10 protein-coding genes are annotated in these 15,072 nt (G+C 70.5%); 4 read left to right on the top strand and 6 right to left on the bottom strand.

Annotated elements, in window-relative coordinates; translation table 11 throughout:
- Positions 1–209: 209 nt before the first annotated feature.
- From OG410_RS18045 to OG410_RS18035, 3 genes are all read right to left on the bottom strand, one after another.
- Positions 210–1,844: a sodium/solute symporter gene (locus OG410_RS18045; protein ID WP_329300114.1), complete on the bottom strand. Its 1,635-nt coding sequence runs from the start codon at positions 1,842–1,844 to the stop codon at positions 210–212.
- Complete coding sequence (locus tag OG410_RS18040) at positions 1,841–2,404, bottom strand: DUF485 domain-containing protein (protein WP_329300113.1); 564 nt, start codon at positions 2,402–2,404, stop codon at positions 1,841–1,843. Before OG410_RS18040 ends, OG410_RS18045 begins: the two co-directional genes overlap by 4 nt.
- Positions 2,405–2,782: 378 nt before the next feature.
- Complete coding sequence (locus OG410_RS18035) at positions 2,783–4,306, bottom strand: MFS transporter (RefSeq protein WP_329300112.1); 1,524 nt, start codon at positions 4,304–4,306, stop codon at positions 2,783–2,785.
- A gap of 453 nt (positions 4,307–4,759) precedes the next feature.
- On the opposite strand from OG410_RS18035, the gene OG410_RS18030 reads away from it, so the two are divergent.
- The 3 genes from OG410_RS18030 to OG410_RS18020 all read left to right on the top strand — a co-directional run bounded on the left by OG410_RS18030 (position 4,760) and on the right by OG410_RS18020 (position 8,622).
- Complete coding sequence (locus OG410_RS18030) at positions 4,760–5,548, top strand: ABC transporter ATP-binding protein (RefSeq protein ID WP_329300111.1); 789 nt, start codon at positions 4,760–4,762, stop codon at positions 5,546–5,548.
- Positions 5,545–8,124, top strand: coding sequence for an ABC transporter permease (locus OG410_RS18025; protein ID WP_329300110.1), 2,580 nt, complete (start codon positions 5,545–5,547; stop codon positions 8,122–8,124). Before OG410_RS18030 ends, OG410_RS18025 begins: the two co-directional genes overlap by 4 nt.
- 210 nt (positions 8,125–8,334) lie before the next feature.
- Positions 8,335–8,622: a DUF397 domain-containing protein gene (locus OG410_RS18020; protein ID WP_329300109.1), complete on the top strand. Its 288-nt coding sequence runs from the start codon at positions 8,335–8,337 to the stop codon at positions 8,620–8,622.
- 225 nt (positions 8,623–8,847) lie between these two features.
- Here the strand turns inward: OG410_RS18020 and OG410_RS18015 are convergent, their stop codons facing one another.
- Together OG410_RS18015 and OG410_RS18010 are read right to left on the bottom strand one after the other, a co-directional pair.
- Positions 8,848–9,303, bottom strand: coding sequence for a hypothetical protein (locus OG410_RS18015; RefSeq protein ID WP_329300108.1), 456 nt, complete (start codon positions 9,301–9,303; stop codon positions 8,848–8,850).
- Between the two features lie 28 nt (positions 9,304–9,331).
- On the bottom strand, positions 9,332–10,192 hold the full coding sequence (locus OG410_RS18010; protein WP_329300107.1) for a helix-turn-helix domain-containing protein: 861 nt from the start codon (positions 10,190–10,192) through the stop codon (positions 9,332–9,334).
- A gap of 532 nt (positions 10,193–10,724) precedes the next feature.
- Here OG410_RS18010 and mfd point away from each other — a divergent pair.
- Positions 10,725–14,276, top strand: a complete 3,552-nt coding sequence (gene mfd, locus OG410_RS18005; protein WP_329300106.1) for a transcription-repair coupling factor — start codon at positions 10,725–10,727, stop codon at positions 14,274–14,276.
- A gap of 166 nt (positions 14,277–14,442) precedes the next feature.
- On the opposite strand, the gene OG410_RS18000 is transcribed toward mfd, so the two are convergent.
- Positions 14,443–15,054 (bottom strand): TetR/AcrR family transcriptional regulator, encoded by a 612-nt coding sequence (locus tag OG410_RS18000; RefSeq protein WP_329300105.1) that lies wholly within the window; start codon positions 15,052–15,054, stop codon positions 14,443–14,445.
- Between the last annotated feature and the right edge of the window lie 18 nt (positions 15,055–15,072).

The raw sequence follows: 15,072 nt of genomic DNA, 5'->3' as shown, positions 1-15,072 counted from the left end.
GGTGCTCCTTCGACCGCTCCGCGGTCCGGGGCCCTCCACCCCACCGCTCCGCGGTCCCGGCTTCCACCGCTCCGCGGTGCTTCTCCACCGCTCCGCGGTGCTTCTCCGCCGCTCCGCGGCGCCTTTCCCACCCACCCACCCGTCTCGCCCGGTTTCCGCCGGGCCGTCGTCTCGGTCGGTGTTCACCGGGCCCGTCGGCCCGGTCCGTTTCAGCGTCCCCTCCGTATCGCCCCCGCCAGGATCCAGCCCTCCACCGCCTCGTACTGCTTGCGCTGTTCGCCCGCCTTGCGGCGGCCCGAGGCCACTGTTCCGATCCACCCGTAGGCGAACCCCAGCGGGATCGACACGATGCCGGTCGTGGTGAACGGGAACCAGTTGAAGTCGGCGTTCGGGAACGCGGCGGTGGGCGAGCCGGAGACGAGGTTCGTGCCGGGCATGAGGACGAGGACGGTGAGGGTGCCGCCGATGAGGGTGGCGAGGAGGCCCGCGCGGGTGTAGCGGCGCCAGAAGAGGCCGTAGACCAGTGCGGGCGCGATCGCGGAGGCGCCCAGACAGAAGGACAGGGTGACCAGGGGCTGAAGGCTGTGATGCTGGACGAGGGTGGCGAGCAGGATGGCCGGTGCCCCCACGGCCAGCGCGGAGATGCGGGCGAGGAGCATCTCGCGGCGGGGGGAGAGCTGGTCGTCGCGGCGGCGGCCGCGGAAGAGCCGGCTGTGGGCGAACACGTCGTGGGCGAGGGAGTTGGCGCAGGCCAGGATCATCCCGGCGACGGACGCGAGCAGCGTGAGGAAGATCGCTGTCGTCACGGTGGTGAACAGGAGGGTCTCGGCCGCGGAGACGGTGGTGCCGAAGGCCGCCTGGGAACCCAGCAGATAGGCCGTGTTGCCCTGTGGATCGGCCGTGGCGATCACATCGCGGCCGATCAGGGCCGTGGCGCCGAAGCCGATGACGCTGACGATCAGGACGAACAGGGCCACGCACGGCACCGCCCAGGACAGCGACCTGCGCACCTGGCGGGCGCTGTTCGCCGTGTACATGCGCATGGTGATGTGGGGGAGGCAGGCGCCGCCGAGGACGACCGTCAGCTCCGAGGTGATCATGTCGAGGCGGGGGCTGGCACCGCCCGCGAACTGGAGGCCGGAGCGGAGGTAGGCGTCGCCCACTCCGCTGTTGCCGGCGGCGGCGGCCAGCAGTGTGCCGGGGTTCCAGTCGAAGCGCTGGAGAACGAGCACGGCGATCACCGTGCCCGAGCCGAGCAGCATCACGATCTTCAGGATCTGGATGAGGGCGGTGCCCTTCATGCCGCCGATCGCCGCGTAGCTGATCATCAGCGCGCCGAGGCCGATCACGCAGCCGGTCTTCAGGGAGTCGGCGGAGAAGCCGAGGATGAAGGCCAGCAGGTCTCCCGCGCCCGCCAGTTGGACCAGCATCAGCGGCAGCAGCGCCACGACGGTCACCGCGCAGGCCGTGTTGCGGACGGCGCGGCCCGGCATACGGCGTGCGAGCGCGTCGCCCATGGTGAACCGGCCCGCGTTGCGCAGCGGTTCGGCCAGCAGGAACATCAGCAGCACCAGGGACAGGGCCGTGCTCAGGGCGAGGACCACGCCGTCGTAGCCGGCCAGCGCGATGACACCGCCGGTGCCGAGCACGCTCGCGGCGGAGATGTAGTCCCCGGCGATGGCGAGGCCGTTGCGCATCGGGGAGAGCGATCCGTAGCCGGTGTAGAACTCGTCGAGGTCGTCGCGGTCCGGGCCGGTCATCACGCACAGCAGCAGGGTGATCGTGGCGACGGCCGTGAACGCCACGAGCGACATGGTCTGTGCGGAACTGGTGAACCCCGTCATCGTGCCGCCTCCCGCTTCGCGTCCAGTTCGCTCTGTCTGCGGATCCGGTCCGCGATCGGGTCGAGGCGCCGACGCGCGGAGTGCTCGTACAGAGCGATGGCCAGGCAGGTGACGGGGACCTGGAGCAGGCCGAGCAGGAGGCCGGTCGACAGTCCCCCGGACACCGTGCTCGTCATCAGCGAGGGCGCGAAGGCCGACAGGATGAGGAAGAGGGTGAAGTAGCCGAGGGCGGTGAGGGTCGCGACGCGGCGCTGACGGCGGTAGGCGCCGCGCAGGCGTCTGATGTCGCTGTGCTGTCCGAGGGGCTGGTGGCGCGGCATCCGCGGCCGCTGGGGCTCGGGAGGCCGGGGCCGGGGCTGCCAGGGGTAGGTCAGCCGGCTGGGGTCGGGGTCGGGTTCTTGCGGAGGGTAGCCGGGGTGGCCGGGGTCCTCCGGGTAGGGCGGGTACGGCTGGTACAGGGGTGCCCGCGGGGGCGGGGGCGGGGGCGGTGAGTAGGGGCGTTGGTGCGGTTGTTGCCGGCGTGGCCGGGGGTGCTCGGGGGACGAGAACGCGTCGGGCATCCCGGTTCTCCTTGCGTGGCTCGGGTCCGCGGCGGGACCGCAGGGAGCGGGGGGTGAGCAGCGCGCACGCTACTCGTAGGTAGCGGGGCCGCGCGACCGTTTCGCCGAACTGGGCGGTCGGTACGCGCTTACTTCGGTGACCTGGGGTGTTACCCGCGTTTACCTGTGGAGTTCTTCTGGAGCCACCTTGGAGATTCTTCGTTTTTCACGTGCGGAGGTGGGTGTTCCGCTGTGACGGCCGGGGCAGCTCTCGGGGTCGTCGCCGTGACGGCCGGTCCGGTCCTCGGTGTCGTGGCTGGGACGTCCGGGGCCCGTCCCCCGGCGTCGTGGCTGGGACGTCCGGGTCGGTCGTCGGTGTTGTCGCCGTGACGGCCGGGGTCAGTCCGTGGGGTCGTCGAGGACCGGGAAGCGGCGCGGTGCGACGAACAGCAGGACCAGGAAGGCGAGGGCGGCGGCACCGGCGGCGCCCAGATAGACGGCGTGGACCGCGTCGGCGACCGCGCTCCGCAGCTGTCCGTCCGGGGCACCCGAGTTCAGTGCCCGGGTCACCGCGTCGAGATCGCCGGCGCCGCCGAGCCGCGCGGCCAGCACCCCGTTGGCGACGGCGCCGAACAGGGCGGCTCCGAGGGTCTGTCCGGTCTGCCGGCAGAACAGGACGGAGGCGGTGGTGGTCCCGCGTTCGGCCCATCCGACGGTGGACTGGACGCCGATGAGCAGAGGGAGCTGGAAGAGTCCCAGTGCGCCGCCCAGCAGCAGCATCAGCAGGACGGGCTGCCACGCCTCGCCCGGGTAGGGCAGGAAGGGGAAGGCGAGCAGGAGCAGGCCCGCCGCGCCGATGCCGAGCACGGCCGTGTCGCGGAAGCCGATGCGGCGGTAGACGTGCTGGCTGAGCGCCGCCGACAGCGGCCAGCTCAACGTCCATACGGAGAGCACGAATCCGGCGGCGACCGGGGCGAGGCCGAGGACCGCCTGCGCGTAGGTGGGCAGGAAGACCGTGGGCGCGACCATGAGCAGGCCCAGTGCCCCGAGTGCCAGGTTGACCGCGGCGATCGTCCGGCGGCGCCACACCCAGCCCGGGATGATGGGTTCGGTGGCCCGCCGCTCGACGGCCACGACGACCCCGACCAGGCCGAGGCCCGTTCCGAACAGGGCGATCGAGGGGGCCGAGAGCCAGTCCCAGGCGACACCGCCCTGCACCAGCGCGGTCAGCAGGACACCGCCGCAGGCGAACACGGCGAGGGCGCCCGCCCAGTCGATCCGCGGCCGCCTGGCCGGGGCGGCGCGCTGCGGTTCACGCAGATGACGGGTGATCAGCCACAGGGCGAGAGCGCCGACCGGCAGGTTGATGAGAAAGATCCACCGCCAGTCGGCGTACGTCGCGAGGACTCCGCCCAGGGCGGGACCCGCGACGGCCGAGGTCGCCCACACGGTGGACAGCTTGGCCTGGATCTTCGGGCGTTCCTCGAGCGGGTACAGATCGGCGGCGAGTGTCTGCACGGTGCCTTGGAGGGCGCCGCCGCCCAGGCCCTGGACGACGCGGAAGGCGATGAGCGCGGCCATGTTCCAGGCGCCTGCGCAGAGCAGCGATCCGAGGAGGAAGAGCGAGGCGCCCGCCACGAGGACCGGTTTGCGGCCGAAGGTGTCGGAGAGCTTTCCGTAGACGGGGAGCGTGACCGTGACGGCCAGCAGGTAGCCCGAGAACAGCCAGGAGAAGACCGAGAAGCCACCGAGGTCGCCGACGATCTGCGGGACGGCGGTGGACACGACGGTGGAGTCGAGCGCGGCGAGCCCCATCGCCAGCATGAGCGCGGCGACGACGGCGCGCCGCCGCCGGGTCTCGGCCCGGTCCGCGCGGGCGGCGTGCTCCCGTACGACCGGTGTCCCGGTGTTTCCCTCGCCCACGGGATTCCTTCCCCCTGCATGTATCTGCCGTTGCCAGCTTCCCACTTGAGCCTCACGTCGGGGGAGGGTGGAGGCTGGGTGGGCCCGGGGGTGGACAAGACCCCGAGGGGTTGTCCACCGGAGGGTGGAGAACCCCTAGGGGGACCTCCGTACCAGGGCTCGGGGAGGGTTCGTCCCGTCGGAGGACGAGACGGGTCGAAGTCGTTCTTAACCTGGTCTTACGTCGTCGGGGGCGCCCCTCCGGTCGTGCGGACCGCACCCGCGGGGGTGGGGTTTTCCCCAGCAGAAGACGGGGCCGTGCACCAGCGCGGCCGACCCCCTCACGACACCAGACTTGACGACGTGACCGGCACAGAGCGTCCGAACAGCGTGGACCTCCGGGGCCCGTCGCACCCGCTCGCAGACTTTCGCAGCCCAGCAGGTCCCCCTGCTGGCCGACTTAGGAGACATACCGTGACATCGGCTGTAAGCATTCCCAGGCACGAGGGCACTGGAGGGCGTACGGCCGTCGCCGCGCGGGCGCGACAGGTCGTCAAGGCGTACGGGTCCGGGGAGACCCGCGTCGTCGCCCTCGACCAGGTCGACGTGGACATCGCGCGGGGCCGGTTCACCGCGATCATGGGCCCCTCGGGGTCCGGCAAGTCCACTCTGATGCACTGCCTCGCCGGACTCGACACCGTCACCTCCGGCCAGATCTTCCTCGACGAGACCGAGATCACCGGGCTCAAGGACAAGAAGCTGACGCAGCTGCGCCGGGACCGGATCGGCTTCATCTTCCAGGCCTTCAACCTGCTGCCGACGCTGAACGCCCTGGAGAACATCACGCTCCCGATGGACATCGCCGGCCGCAAGCCCGACCGGGCCTGGCTGAACCAGGTCGTGGAGACCGTCGGGCTCAAGGACCGGCTCAAGCACCGGCCGAACCAGCTCTCCGGCGGCCAGCAGCAGCGCGTCGCGGTGGCGCGGGCGCTGGCGGCCCGCCCCGAGATCATCTTCGGCGACGAACCGACCGGAAACCTCGACTCCCGGGCCGGCGCCGAGGTGCTGGGCTTCCTGCGGCGCTCGGTCGACGACCTGGGCCAGACCATCGTGATGGTCACGCACGACCCGGTGGCGGCCTCGTACGCGGACCGTGTGCTGTACCTCGCGGACGGCAGGATCGTCGACGAGATGCACCAGCCGACGGCCGATCAGGTCCTGGACCGCATGAAGGACTTCGACTCCCGCGGGCGGACGTCATGACCGTCCTCAAGACCTCCATGCGCAACTTCTTCGCGCACAAGGGACGCATGGCCCTGTCGGCCGTCGCCGTCCTGCTGTCGGTGGCCTTCGTCTGCGGAACACTCGTGTTCAGCGACACGATGAACACGACGTTCGACAAGCTGTTCGCGGCCACCTCCTCCGATGTGACCGTGAGCGCGAAGAGCGCCTCGGACACCGGTGAGACCACCTCCGGCAACGGCAGGCCCCCGTCCATGCCCGCCTCCGTGCTCGACCAGGTGCGTACGGCGCCGGGCGTGAAGTCGGCCGAGGGCGCCGTCTTCTCCAGCGCCGTGACCGTGGTCGACGCCGACAAGGACAACCTGTCGCCCTCCAGCGGCGCGCCCACCATCGTCGGCAGCTGGAACGCCAACGAAGCGCGCACCATGAAGATCACCTCCGGCGCGGCGCCGAAGGGCTCCGGCCAGGTGATGGTCGACGAGGACACCGCCGACAAGCACCACCTGAAGCTCGGTGACGAGATCGGCGTGATCAGCGCCGTCGGCACGCACACCGCGAAGATCTCCGGCATCGCGCACTTCACCGTCACCAACCCCGGCGCGGCCATCTTCTACCTGGACACGCCGACCGCCCAGAAGACGCTCGTCGGCCGGACCGGCGTCTACACCAACGTGAACGTCACCGCCGCCGCCGGAGTCGGCGACGCCCGGCTGAAGCAGGACGTGACGGCCGCGACCGGCGGCCACTACAAGGTGCAGACCGCCAAGGAGACCGCCGACGCCAACAGCCAGGACGTGGGCGGCTTCCTGGACGTCATGAAGTACGCGATGCTCGGCTTCGCCGGGATCGCCTTCCTGGTCGGCATCTTCCTGATCATCAACACCTTCTCGATGCTGGTCGCCCAGCGCACCCGCGAGATCGGTCTGATGCGGGCCATCGGCTCCAGCCGCAAGCAGGTCAACCGCTCGGTCCTGGTCGAGGCGCTGCTCCTCGGCACGTTCGGCTCCGTCCTCGGTGTCGGCGCGGGCATCGGCATCGCCGTCGGCCTGATGAAGCTCATGGGCATGACCGGCATGAACCTGTCCACCGACGACCTGACGGTCGCGTGGACGACCCCGGTGATCGGCATGGTGCTGGGCGTCGTCGTCACGGTCCTGGCGGCCTATCTGCCCGCCCGCCGGGCCGGCAAGGTCTCCCCGATGGCCGCCCTGCGCGACGCCGGCGCTCCGGCCGACGCGAAGGCCGGAGTCGTACGGGCCGTGCTCGGCCTGCTCCTCACCGGCGCCGGCGGCTTCGGTCTCTACCTCGCCGCCGACGCCACCAAGGCGAGCGCGGGCTCGATGTGGCTCGGCCTCGGCGTGGTGCTCAGCCTGCTCGGGTTCGTCATCATCGGCCCGCTGCTCGCGAGCGGTGTGGTGCGTGTCCTGGGCGCGGTCCTGCTGCGGGCGTTCGGCCCGGTGGGACGCCTGGCCGAGCGCAACGCCCTGCGCAACCCGCGCCGCACCGGCGCCACCGGCGCCGCCCTCATGATCGGCCTCGCGCTGGTCGCCTGCCTGTCGGTGGTCGGCTCCTCCATGGTCGCCTCCGCGACCGACGAGCTCGACAAAACCGTCGGCACCGACTTCATCATCCAGAACGACGGCGGTCAGCCGATCACCGCGCAGGCCGTGCAGGCGGTGAAGAAGACGCCGGGGCTGTCCCGGGTCACCGAGTACCGGGTCACCGAGGGCGACTACACCACCCCCGACGGCAAGACGCTCAAGAACACCGACATCACGGCGGCCGACCCGTCGTACGCCACCGACCTGCGGACCAAGACCGTCGCCGGCGACCTCAAGGACGCCTACCTGCCGGACTCGATGTCCGTGCACGACAAGTTCGCCAAGGATCACGGCATCCACCTCGGGTCGAAGATCAAGGTCGCCTTCAAGGACGGCGCCACCGCGAACCTGACGGTCCGCGCCATCACCAGCAGCGACGCCGTCATCGACAAGGGCTCCAAGTACATCTCCACCGCCACGCTCGCCAAGTACGTGCCGGCCGACAAGATGCCGCTGGACGAGCTGGTCTTCGCCTCGGCCAAGGACGGACAGCAGGACAGCGCGTACAAGGCCCTGAAGTCCTCCCTGCACGACTACCCGCAGTACCAGGTACGCGACCAGACCGACTACAAGCAGGCCATGAAGGACCAGATCGGGCAGATGCTGAACCTGATCTACGGCCTGCTGGCCCTCGCGATCATCGTCGCGGTCCTGGGTGTGGTGAACACCCTCGCCCTGTCGGTGGTCGAGCGCACCAGGGAGATCGGTCTGATGCGGGCCATCGGCCTCTCGCGCCGCCAGCTGCGCCGCATGATCCGGATGGAGTCGGTGGTCATCGCCCTCTTCGGCGCGCTGCTCGGCCTCGGCCTGGGCATGGGCTGGGGCGCCACCGCCCAGCAGCTCCTCGCCCTGGAGGGACTGAAGGTCCTGGAGATCCCCTGGCCGACCATCATCGGGGTCTTCGTCGGATCGGCCTTCGTGGGCCTGTTCGCCGCCCTGATCCCGGCGTTCCGGGCGGGCCGGATGAACGTACTGAACGCGATCGCCACCGACTAGGACTTGTCCGGTCGGCAGGCGGTCGAACGGACCACCGCGTACGGGGGTCGCGGTGGACGGGCCGGCGCCGAGGAGTCTCCCAGGACTCCTCGGCGCCGGCCCGTTCGTACGGCCCCCGACTTCAAGCCATCCCGTGAAGCGCGTTCTCCCGGGGGCCGCAGAGGGTATCCATCCTTCGCACGGTATGACGTCCTGTCATGCCGTGTCCTGGTGCCTGGTGCGCTGCGTCGTGCACCATCGACCGACCGGGAACGCGCCTTGAGCAGTGAGAGGGGGGTAGCGTTGCGTCGTGGTGGGAGCACGTTCACATGGCGGAAGAGCAGCTACAGCGGCACAGAAGCTGGTACATGCTGCGAGGTCGCCTTCACCGGCGCGCAGGTTCTGGTGCGTGACTCCAAGCTGTCCGGCGTTGGGATACTGTCGTTCACCCCACAGGCGTGGCACGCGATAGTGCGGCATGTGGTGTCGGACGGGAGATCCGAGCCGGTCAGGAAGTGATGGCGAGACAGCCGGACGTGAAAATGAACGGCCAACAGCGCAAGACCTGTCCGCCGGACCGCAGGGGGTTCGGCCTCTACTGCCTGCTCACGGGAATGTCCGCCACCGCGGCGGGAGCGGCCGTGTCACTCCTGGCCGCCGGGTTCGTCGCCCGCATCATCGTGTGGGTGGCTGTCCTGCTGGTCGCCACGATGGCGGCTGCCTGGTGGTGGGTCACCGACGCCGCTACGGCTCGCCGTTGGACGGTCGGTCTTCTGGTGCGGCCGGCAGTGAGGAACGCACCGCATCGAAAATCTTGGTGAAGGCCCTGACCAGGAGCGTCGCGCTGGTGACACCGCCGGCGATACAGGCTTCCGGAGGGATCCCGGCCTTCATGCCCGCGTAGGCCACCACCGTCAAGGTCACCACGGCGAACACGGCCACAGCGGCGACATTGCGGAAGACGCGTATCAGACCGTCGATGTGGGCTTCCCGCTGTCTGATCCTGTTGGTGGTCTCGGAATCCTTGATCTGGCGGAGGCGGGAGGACGCCGCGTTGCTGGAAATCCCCTGCTGCACCAATGCGTTGTACGTGGGGTCGGGGACGGCAGTGCTTTCGGGGGGCCGCTGAGAGCCGTCGGCCGGACATCTTGGGCAGGGGTGCGAGTCGCGGCCCTTTCTGCCCTTCCTGTCGGCGTTCACGGCGTCCTTCCCCCTGCGTGAATGTGGCCTAGCCCCGGGCGTGGTGGAACTCGATGAGTTCATCGAGAAGCGCGAGCGTGTCGGTCTCCGACAGCGCCTTGCCTCGCAGGTCCTCGTAGCATTCCTGGTACCGGGCGATGATCTCCCGGTCATCCCGGTTGGTGAGGGTTCCTCCAGGGCCGACGAGGTAGAGCGCGTCCTCCTCGTCCTGGAAGCTGAGGAGGAAGAAGCTGCTCTCCAGACTGTCGTGGGCCCCGGCGGTGAAGGGCAGGATGTGGGCGCTCACCTGTTCCCCCGAGGCGATTTCCCTGATGTGGGACACCTGCTGGCGCATCGTCGCGGGACCGCCGATCTGACGGCGCAAGGCCGCCTCGTCGAGGACCACCTCGACCTTCGGACCGCCTTCCTGCAGAACACGCTCCTGACGGGCGAGCCTCATGTCGAGGGTGCGCTGCAGGCGCCTGGTGTCCATCGGGCTCGCTTCGAAGAGAGCGTTCGCGTAGTCCGTCGTCTGGAGGAGGCCCGGAATCAGGCTCGGGTGATAGGCGCGGATCAGGGTGGCGGCACTCTCGTAGCCCAGGAACTGGGCGAAGACCGGGGTCATGACGTCGCTGTACTCCGACCACCACGACTGCCCCTTGCTTCCGCGAGCGGCTTCCTCCAGTTCGGAAACGGCTTCCGGCGCCGTCACGCCGTACTCCCGGAGCATGGCGCGGAGGTCCGTCACCGAGAGGCTCACGGTGCCCGCCTCGATGCGGATGACTTTGGAAAGTGACCACTCCAGCGCCTCTGCGGCGTCTCGCTGGGTCAGCCCGGCCTTGTCGCGAGCGCTCCTCAGGGCGAGGCGCAGCTTGCGGCGGTTCAGGCTGGGGTCCAAAGCGGTGGGCATGGTGCTCCTTCGAATGGTGACGGCGCGAGTCGACGTGCGGCAATGAGGAGGCGGCGAAGTGGCATGGCTCGGAGAGCCATACCCTACTCGACCGCTAGCGTCATGCCGATTGTCTTACTAGTGTCGTCCATCCGATTGGTACCCGGATGCCACATGTCTAATCGACGCCAGCTTCCCGAATATGACACGAGGAGATCGCGCTACCGCCCTGGTCCGCACGCGTGTTGCGGTAGATGTGCATGAGGCCGAGTGCGGCTCGGGCGGCGCTGTCCACGGGATCGTGCCGAAAGGGCCAGCCGGGTGAGGGGCGCGCCGGAGGGCCGTGCCCTGAGCCCGACACGAGCCGCTCGCAGTCGTATCGGGCGCCTGCGTCTCCCCGGGGCCCGCGGTTGTCCACAGCCCCGGCACACGGCACCGCGCCGTCGTAGTCTGGACACCCCCGGCTCGTTTCACGCGTCGGGCCCTTCGCGCTGGCCACCCGGCCTCCGGTACGCCCCGCACGTGCCCCAAGCCCTCGGACGGAAAGCCCTTCATGAGCCTGCACGGTCTGCTCGACGCCGTCGTCAAGGACGCCGCCCTCACGGAGGCGGTGAAGGCCGCCGCCGACGGCAACAGGAGGCATGTCGACCTGGTCGGCCCACCGGCGGCACGCCCGTTCGCCGTCGCCGCGCTCGCCCGCGAGACCGGCCGCACGGTACTGGCCGTGACGGCAACGGGCCGCGAGGCCGAGGACCTGGCCGCGGCCCTGCGCTCCCTGCTCCCGCCGGACGGCGTCGCGGAGTACCCCTCGTGGGAGACGTTGCCCCACGAGCGGCTCTCGCCCCGCTCGGACACGGTCGGCCGGCGCCTCGCCGTCCTGCGGCGCCTTTCCCACCCACGCCCCGACGACCCCGAGACCGGCCCGGTGTCCGTCGTCGTGGCCCCCATCCGCTCGGTCCTCCAGCCGCAGGTCAAGGGTCTGGGCGACCTGGAACCCGTCGTCCTGCGCACCGGCGTGAGCGCCGACCTGGGCGAGACCGTCGAGGCGCTCGCGGCAGCCGCGTACTCCCGCGTCGAACTCGTGGAGAAGCGCGGCGAGTTCGCCGTCCGCGGCGGCATCCTGGACGTCTTCCCGCCCACCGAGGAGCACCCGCTGCGGGTGGAGTTCTGGGGCGATGACATCGAGGAGATCCGCTACTTCAAGATCGCGGACCAGCGCTCGCTCGAAGTCGCCGCGCACGGCCTGTGGGCCCCGCCCTGCCGCGAACTGCTGCTCACGGAGGACGTCCGGGCGCGCGCCGAGGCCCTCGCCGAGGCCCACCCGGAGCTGGGTGAACTCCTCGGCAAGATCGCCGAGGGCATCGCCGTCGAAGGCATGGAATCGCTCGCCCCGGTCCTCGTCGACGACATGGAACTGCTGCTCGACGTCCTGCCCGAGGGCGCGATGACGGTCGTGTGCGATCCGGAGCGGGTACGGACCCGGGCCTCGGACCTGGTCGCGACCTCGCAGGAGTTCCTCCAGGCGTCCTGGGCGGCGACGGCCGGGGGCGGCGAGGCGCCCATCGACGTCGGCGCGGCCTCCCTGTGGTCCATCGCGGACGTACGGGACCGGGCCCGCGAGCTGGACATGATGTGGTGGTCGGTGTCGCCGTTCGCCGCCGACGGGGAACTCACGGACGCCTTCGCCGGCGGGGTGGGGGACACCCTCAAGCTGGGGATGCACGCCCCCGAGACCTACCGCGGCGACACCGCCCGCGCGCTCGCCGACACCAAGGGCTGGCTGGCCGAGGGCTGGCACACGGTCTACGTCACCGAGGCGCACGGCCCGGCGGCCCGCACCGTCGAGGTGCTGGGCGGCGAGGGCATCGCCGCCCGCCTGGATACCGACCTCGCCGGGCTCGGCCCCTCTGTCGTGCACGTGGCGTGCGGCTCCATCGACTACGGCTTCGTCGACCCGGCGCTGCGGCTCGCCGTCCTGACCGAGACCGACCTCTCCGGCCAGAAGGCGGCGGGCAAGGACGGTGCCCGGATGCCGGCCCGCCGCCGCAAGACGATCGACCCGCTGACCCTGGAGACCGGCGACTACATCGTCCATGAACAGCACGGTGTCGGCCGCTACATCGAGATGGTGCAGCGCACCGTCCAGACCGCGACCCGCGAGTACCTGGTCGTCGAGTACGCCCCCGCCAAGCGCGGCCAGCCGGGCGACCGCCTCTACATCCCCACCGACCAGCTGGAGCAGATCACCAAGTACGTCGGCGGCGAGGCCCCGACGATGCACCGCCTGGGCGGCGCCGACTGGACCAAGACCAAGGCGCGCGCCAAGAAGGCGGTCAAGGAGATCGCCGCGGACCTGATCAAGCTGTACTCGGCGCGGATGGCGGCCCCGGGCCACGCGTTCGGCGCCGACACGCCCTGGCAGCGCGAGCTGGAGGACGCGTTCCCGTACGCGGAGACCCCCGACCAGCTCACGACGATCGCCGAGGTCAAGGAGGACATGGAGAAGACGGTCCCGATGGACCGCCTGATCTGCGGCGACGTCGGCTACGGCAAGACGGAGATCGCGGTCCGTGCCGCGTTCAAGGCGGTGCAGGACGGCAAGCAGGTCGCGGTCCTGGTCCCCACGACCCTGCTCGTGCAGCAGCACTTCGGCACGTTCTCCGAGCGCTACTCGCAGTTCCCGGTGAACGTCCGCGCCCTGTCCCGCTTCCAGACGGACACCGAGGCCAAGGCGGTCCTGGAGGGCTTGCGCGAGGGCTCGGTCGACCTCGTCATCGGCACCCACCGCCTGTTCTCCTCCGAGACCAAGTTCAAGGACCTCGGCCTGGTCATCGTCGACGAGGAGCAGCGCTTCGGCGTCGAGCACAAGGAGCAGCTGAAGAAGCTCCGCGCCAACGTCGACGTCCTGACGATGTCCGCCACCCCCATCCCCCGTACGCTCGAAATGGCGGTCACGGGCATCCGCGAGATGTCCACGATCACCACTCCGCCGGAGGAGCGGCACCCGGTGCTGACCTTCGTCGGCCCGTACGAGGAGAAGCAGATCGGCGCCGCGATCCGCCGTGAACTGCTGCGCGAGGGCCAGGTCTTCTACATCCACAACCGGGTCGAGTCCATCGACCGGGCGGCCGCCCGGCTCAGGGAGATCGTCCCGGAGGCGCGGATCGCCACCGCCCACGGCCAGATGGGGGAGCAGGCCCTGGAACAGGTGGTCGTCGACTTCTGGGAGAAGAAGTTCGACGTGCTGGTCTCCACGACGATCGTCGAGTCGGGCATCGACATCTCGAACGCGAACACGCTGATCGTGGAGCGCGGCGACAACTTCGGCCTCTCGCAGCTGCACCAGCTGCGTGGCCGGGTGGGCCGCGGCCGGGAACGCGGCTACGCCTACTTCCTGTATCCGCCGGAGAAGCCCCTCACGGAGACGGCCCACGAGCGGCTCGCGACGATCGCCCAGCACACCGAGATGGGCGCGGGCATGTACGTGGCGATGAAGGACCTGGAGATCCGCGGCGCGGGCAACCTGCTCGGCGGCGAACAGTCGGGTCACATCGCCGGCGTCGGCTTCGACCTGTACGTCCGCATGGTGGGCGAGGCGGTCGCGGACTACCGCGCCTCCCTGGAGGGCGGTGTGGAGGAGGAGCCGCCGCTGGAGGTCAAGATCGAGCTGCCGGTCGACGCGCATGTCCCGCACGAGTACGCGCCGGGCGAGCGGCTGCGCCTCGCCGCGTACCGGTCCATCGCCTCCGCGAACACGGAGGAGGACGTCACGGCCGTACGCGAGGAACTCGTCGACCGCTACGGCAAGCTCCCGGAGCCGGTGGAGAACCTGCTCCTGGTGGCGGGCCTGCGGATGCTCGCGCGTGCCTGCGGGGTCGGCGAGATCGTCCTCCAGGGCAACAACGTCCGCTTCGCGCCGGTGGAGTTGAGGGAGTCCCAGGAGCTGCGTCTGCAGCGCCTGTATCCGGGGACCGTCATCAAGCCGACGGCCCACCAGATCCTCGTCCCGCGCCCGAAGACCGCGAAGGTCGGCGGAAGGCCGCTGGTGGGACGAGAACTGCTCGGCTGGACCGGGGAGTTCCTCGCCTCGATCCTGGGGTCGTAGGGGCAGGAGGGCGCGTAGGGCAGGAGGGGCAGGAGGGGCCGGAGGCTCTTCCGCTCCTCGCCGCGGCCGGGGAGCGGGCAGGCCTGCGCGGATCAGGGCTGCATGGCTCAGGGCTCGCGGCTCAAGCCTGCGTGGCTCAGGGCCGCGTGGCTCAGGGCCGCGTGGCTCAGGGCCGCTCGGGGCGGAACAGCATGCCCGTCAGCGCGTGGAAGACCTCTTCGGCGTCCTGCCCGCCCACCTGGCCGTCCAGGTTGTGGCTGATCAGGAGGGTGGCGAAGCCGTGGGCCAGGGACCAGGCCGCGATGCCGGCGAGGCGGGTGTCGGGGCCGCGGCCCTCCGAGGGGAGCGCGGACACGGCGGCCCGCAGCCGCCCGCCGGCCAGTGTCCGGGCCGTCGTGAGCTCCAGGTCGTTCTCCCGGAGCAGCTCCGGGGCGAACATGACCTGGAAGTGGGCGGGATGCTCCCGCGCGAAGCGTACGTAACGCACGCCCGCGTCGCGCAGGTCCCCGGCGTCGTCGAGCGCGGTCGCCAGGAGCCCGAAGCCCTCCGCGGCGATGGCTGTGAGCAGGCCGACGCGGTCCTTGAAATGGTGCGCCGGGGCGGCGTGCGAGACGCCCGCGCGGCGGGCCAGGTCGCGCAGGCTCACCGCGGAGGGTCCCTCGGCGGCGATGACGTCGAGAGCGGCGCCGAGGATGGCGCGGCGCAGGTCCCCGTGGTGATAGGGGCGCGCTGAGCCGCTGGTCTCCGGCGCTGAACCGCTGGTCTTCGCGGGATGCATGACAGCAGCGTACGCCCA

It is taken from the genome of Streptomyces sp. NBC_00659, from assembly GCF_036226925.1.
Lineage (GTDB): Bacteria > Actinomycetota > Actinomycetes > Streptomycetales > Streptomycetaceae > Streptomyces.
Note: the sequence above shows the minus strand (reverse complement) of the source record. Positions and strands in the feature narration are given on the sequence as shown.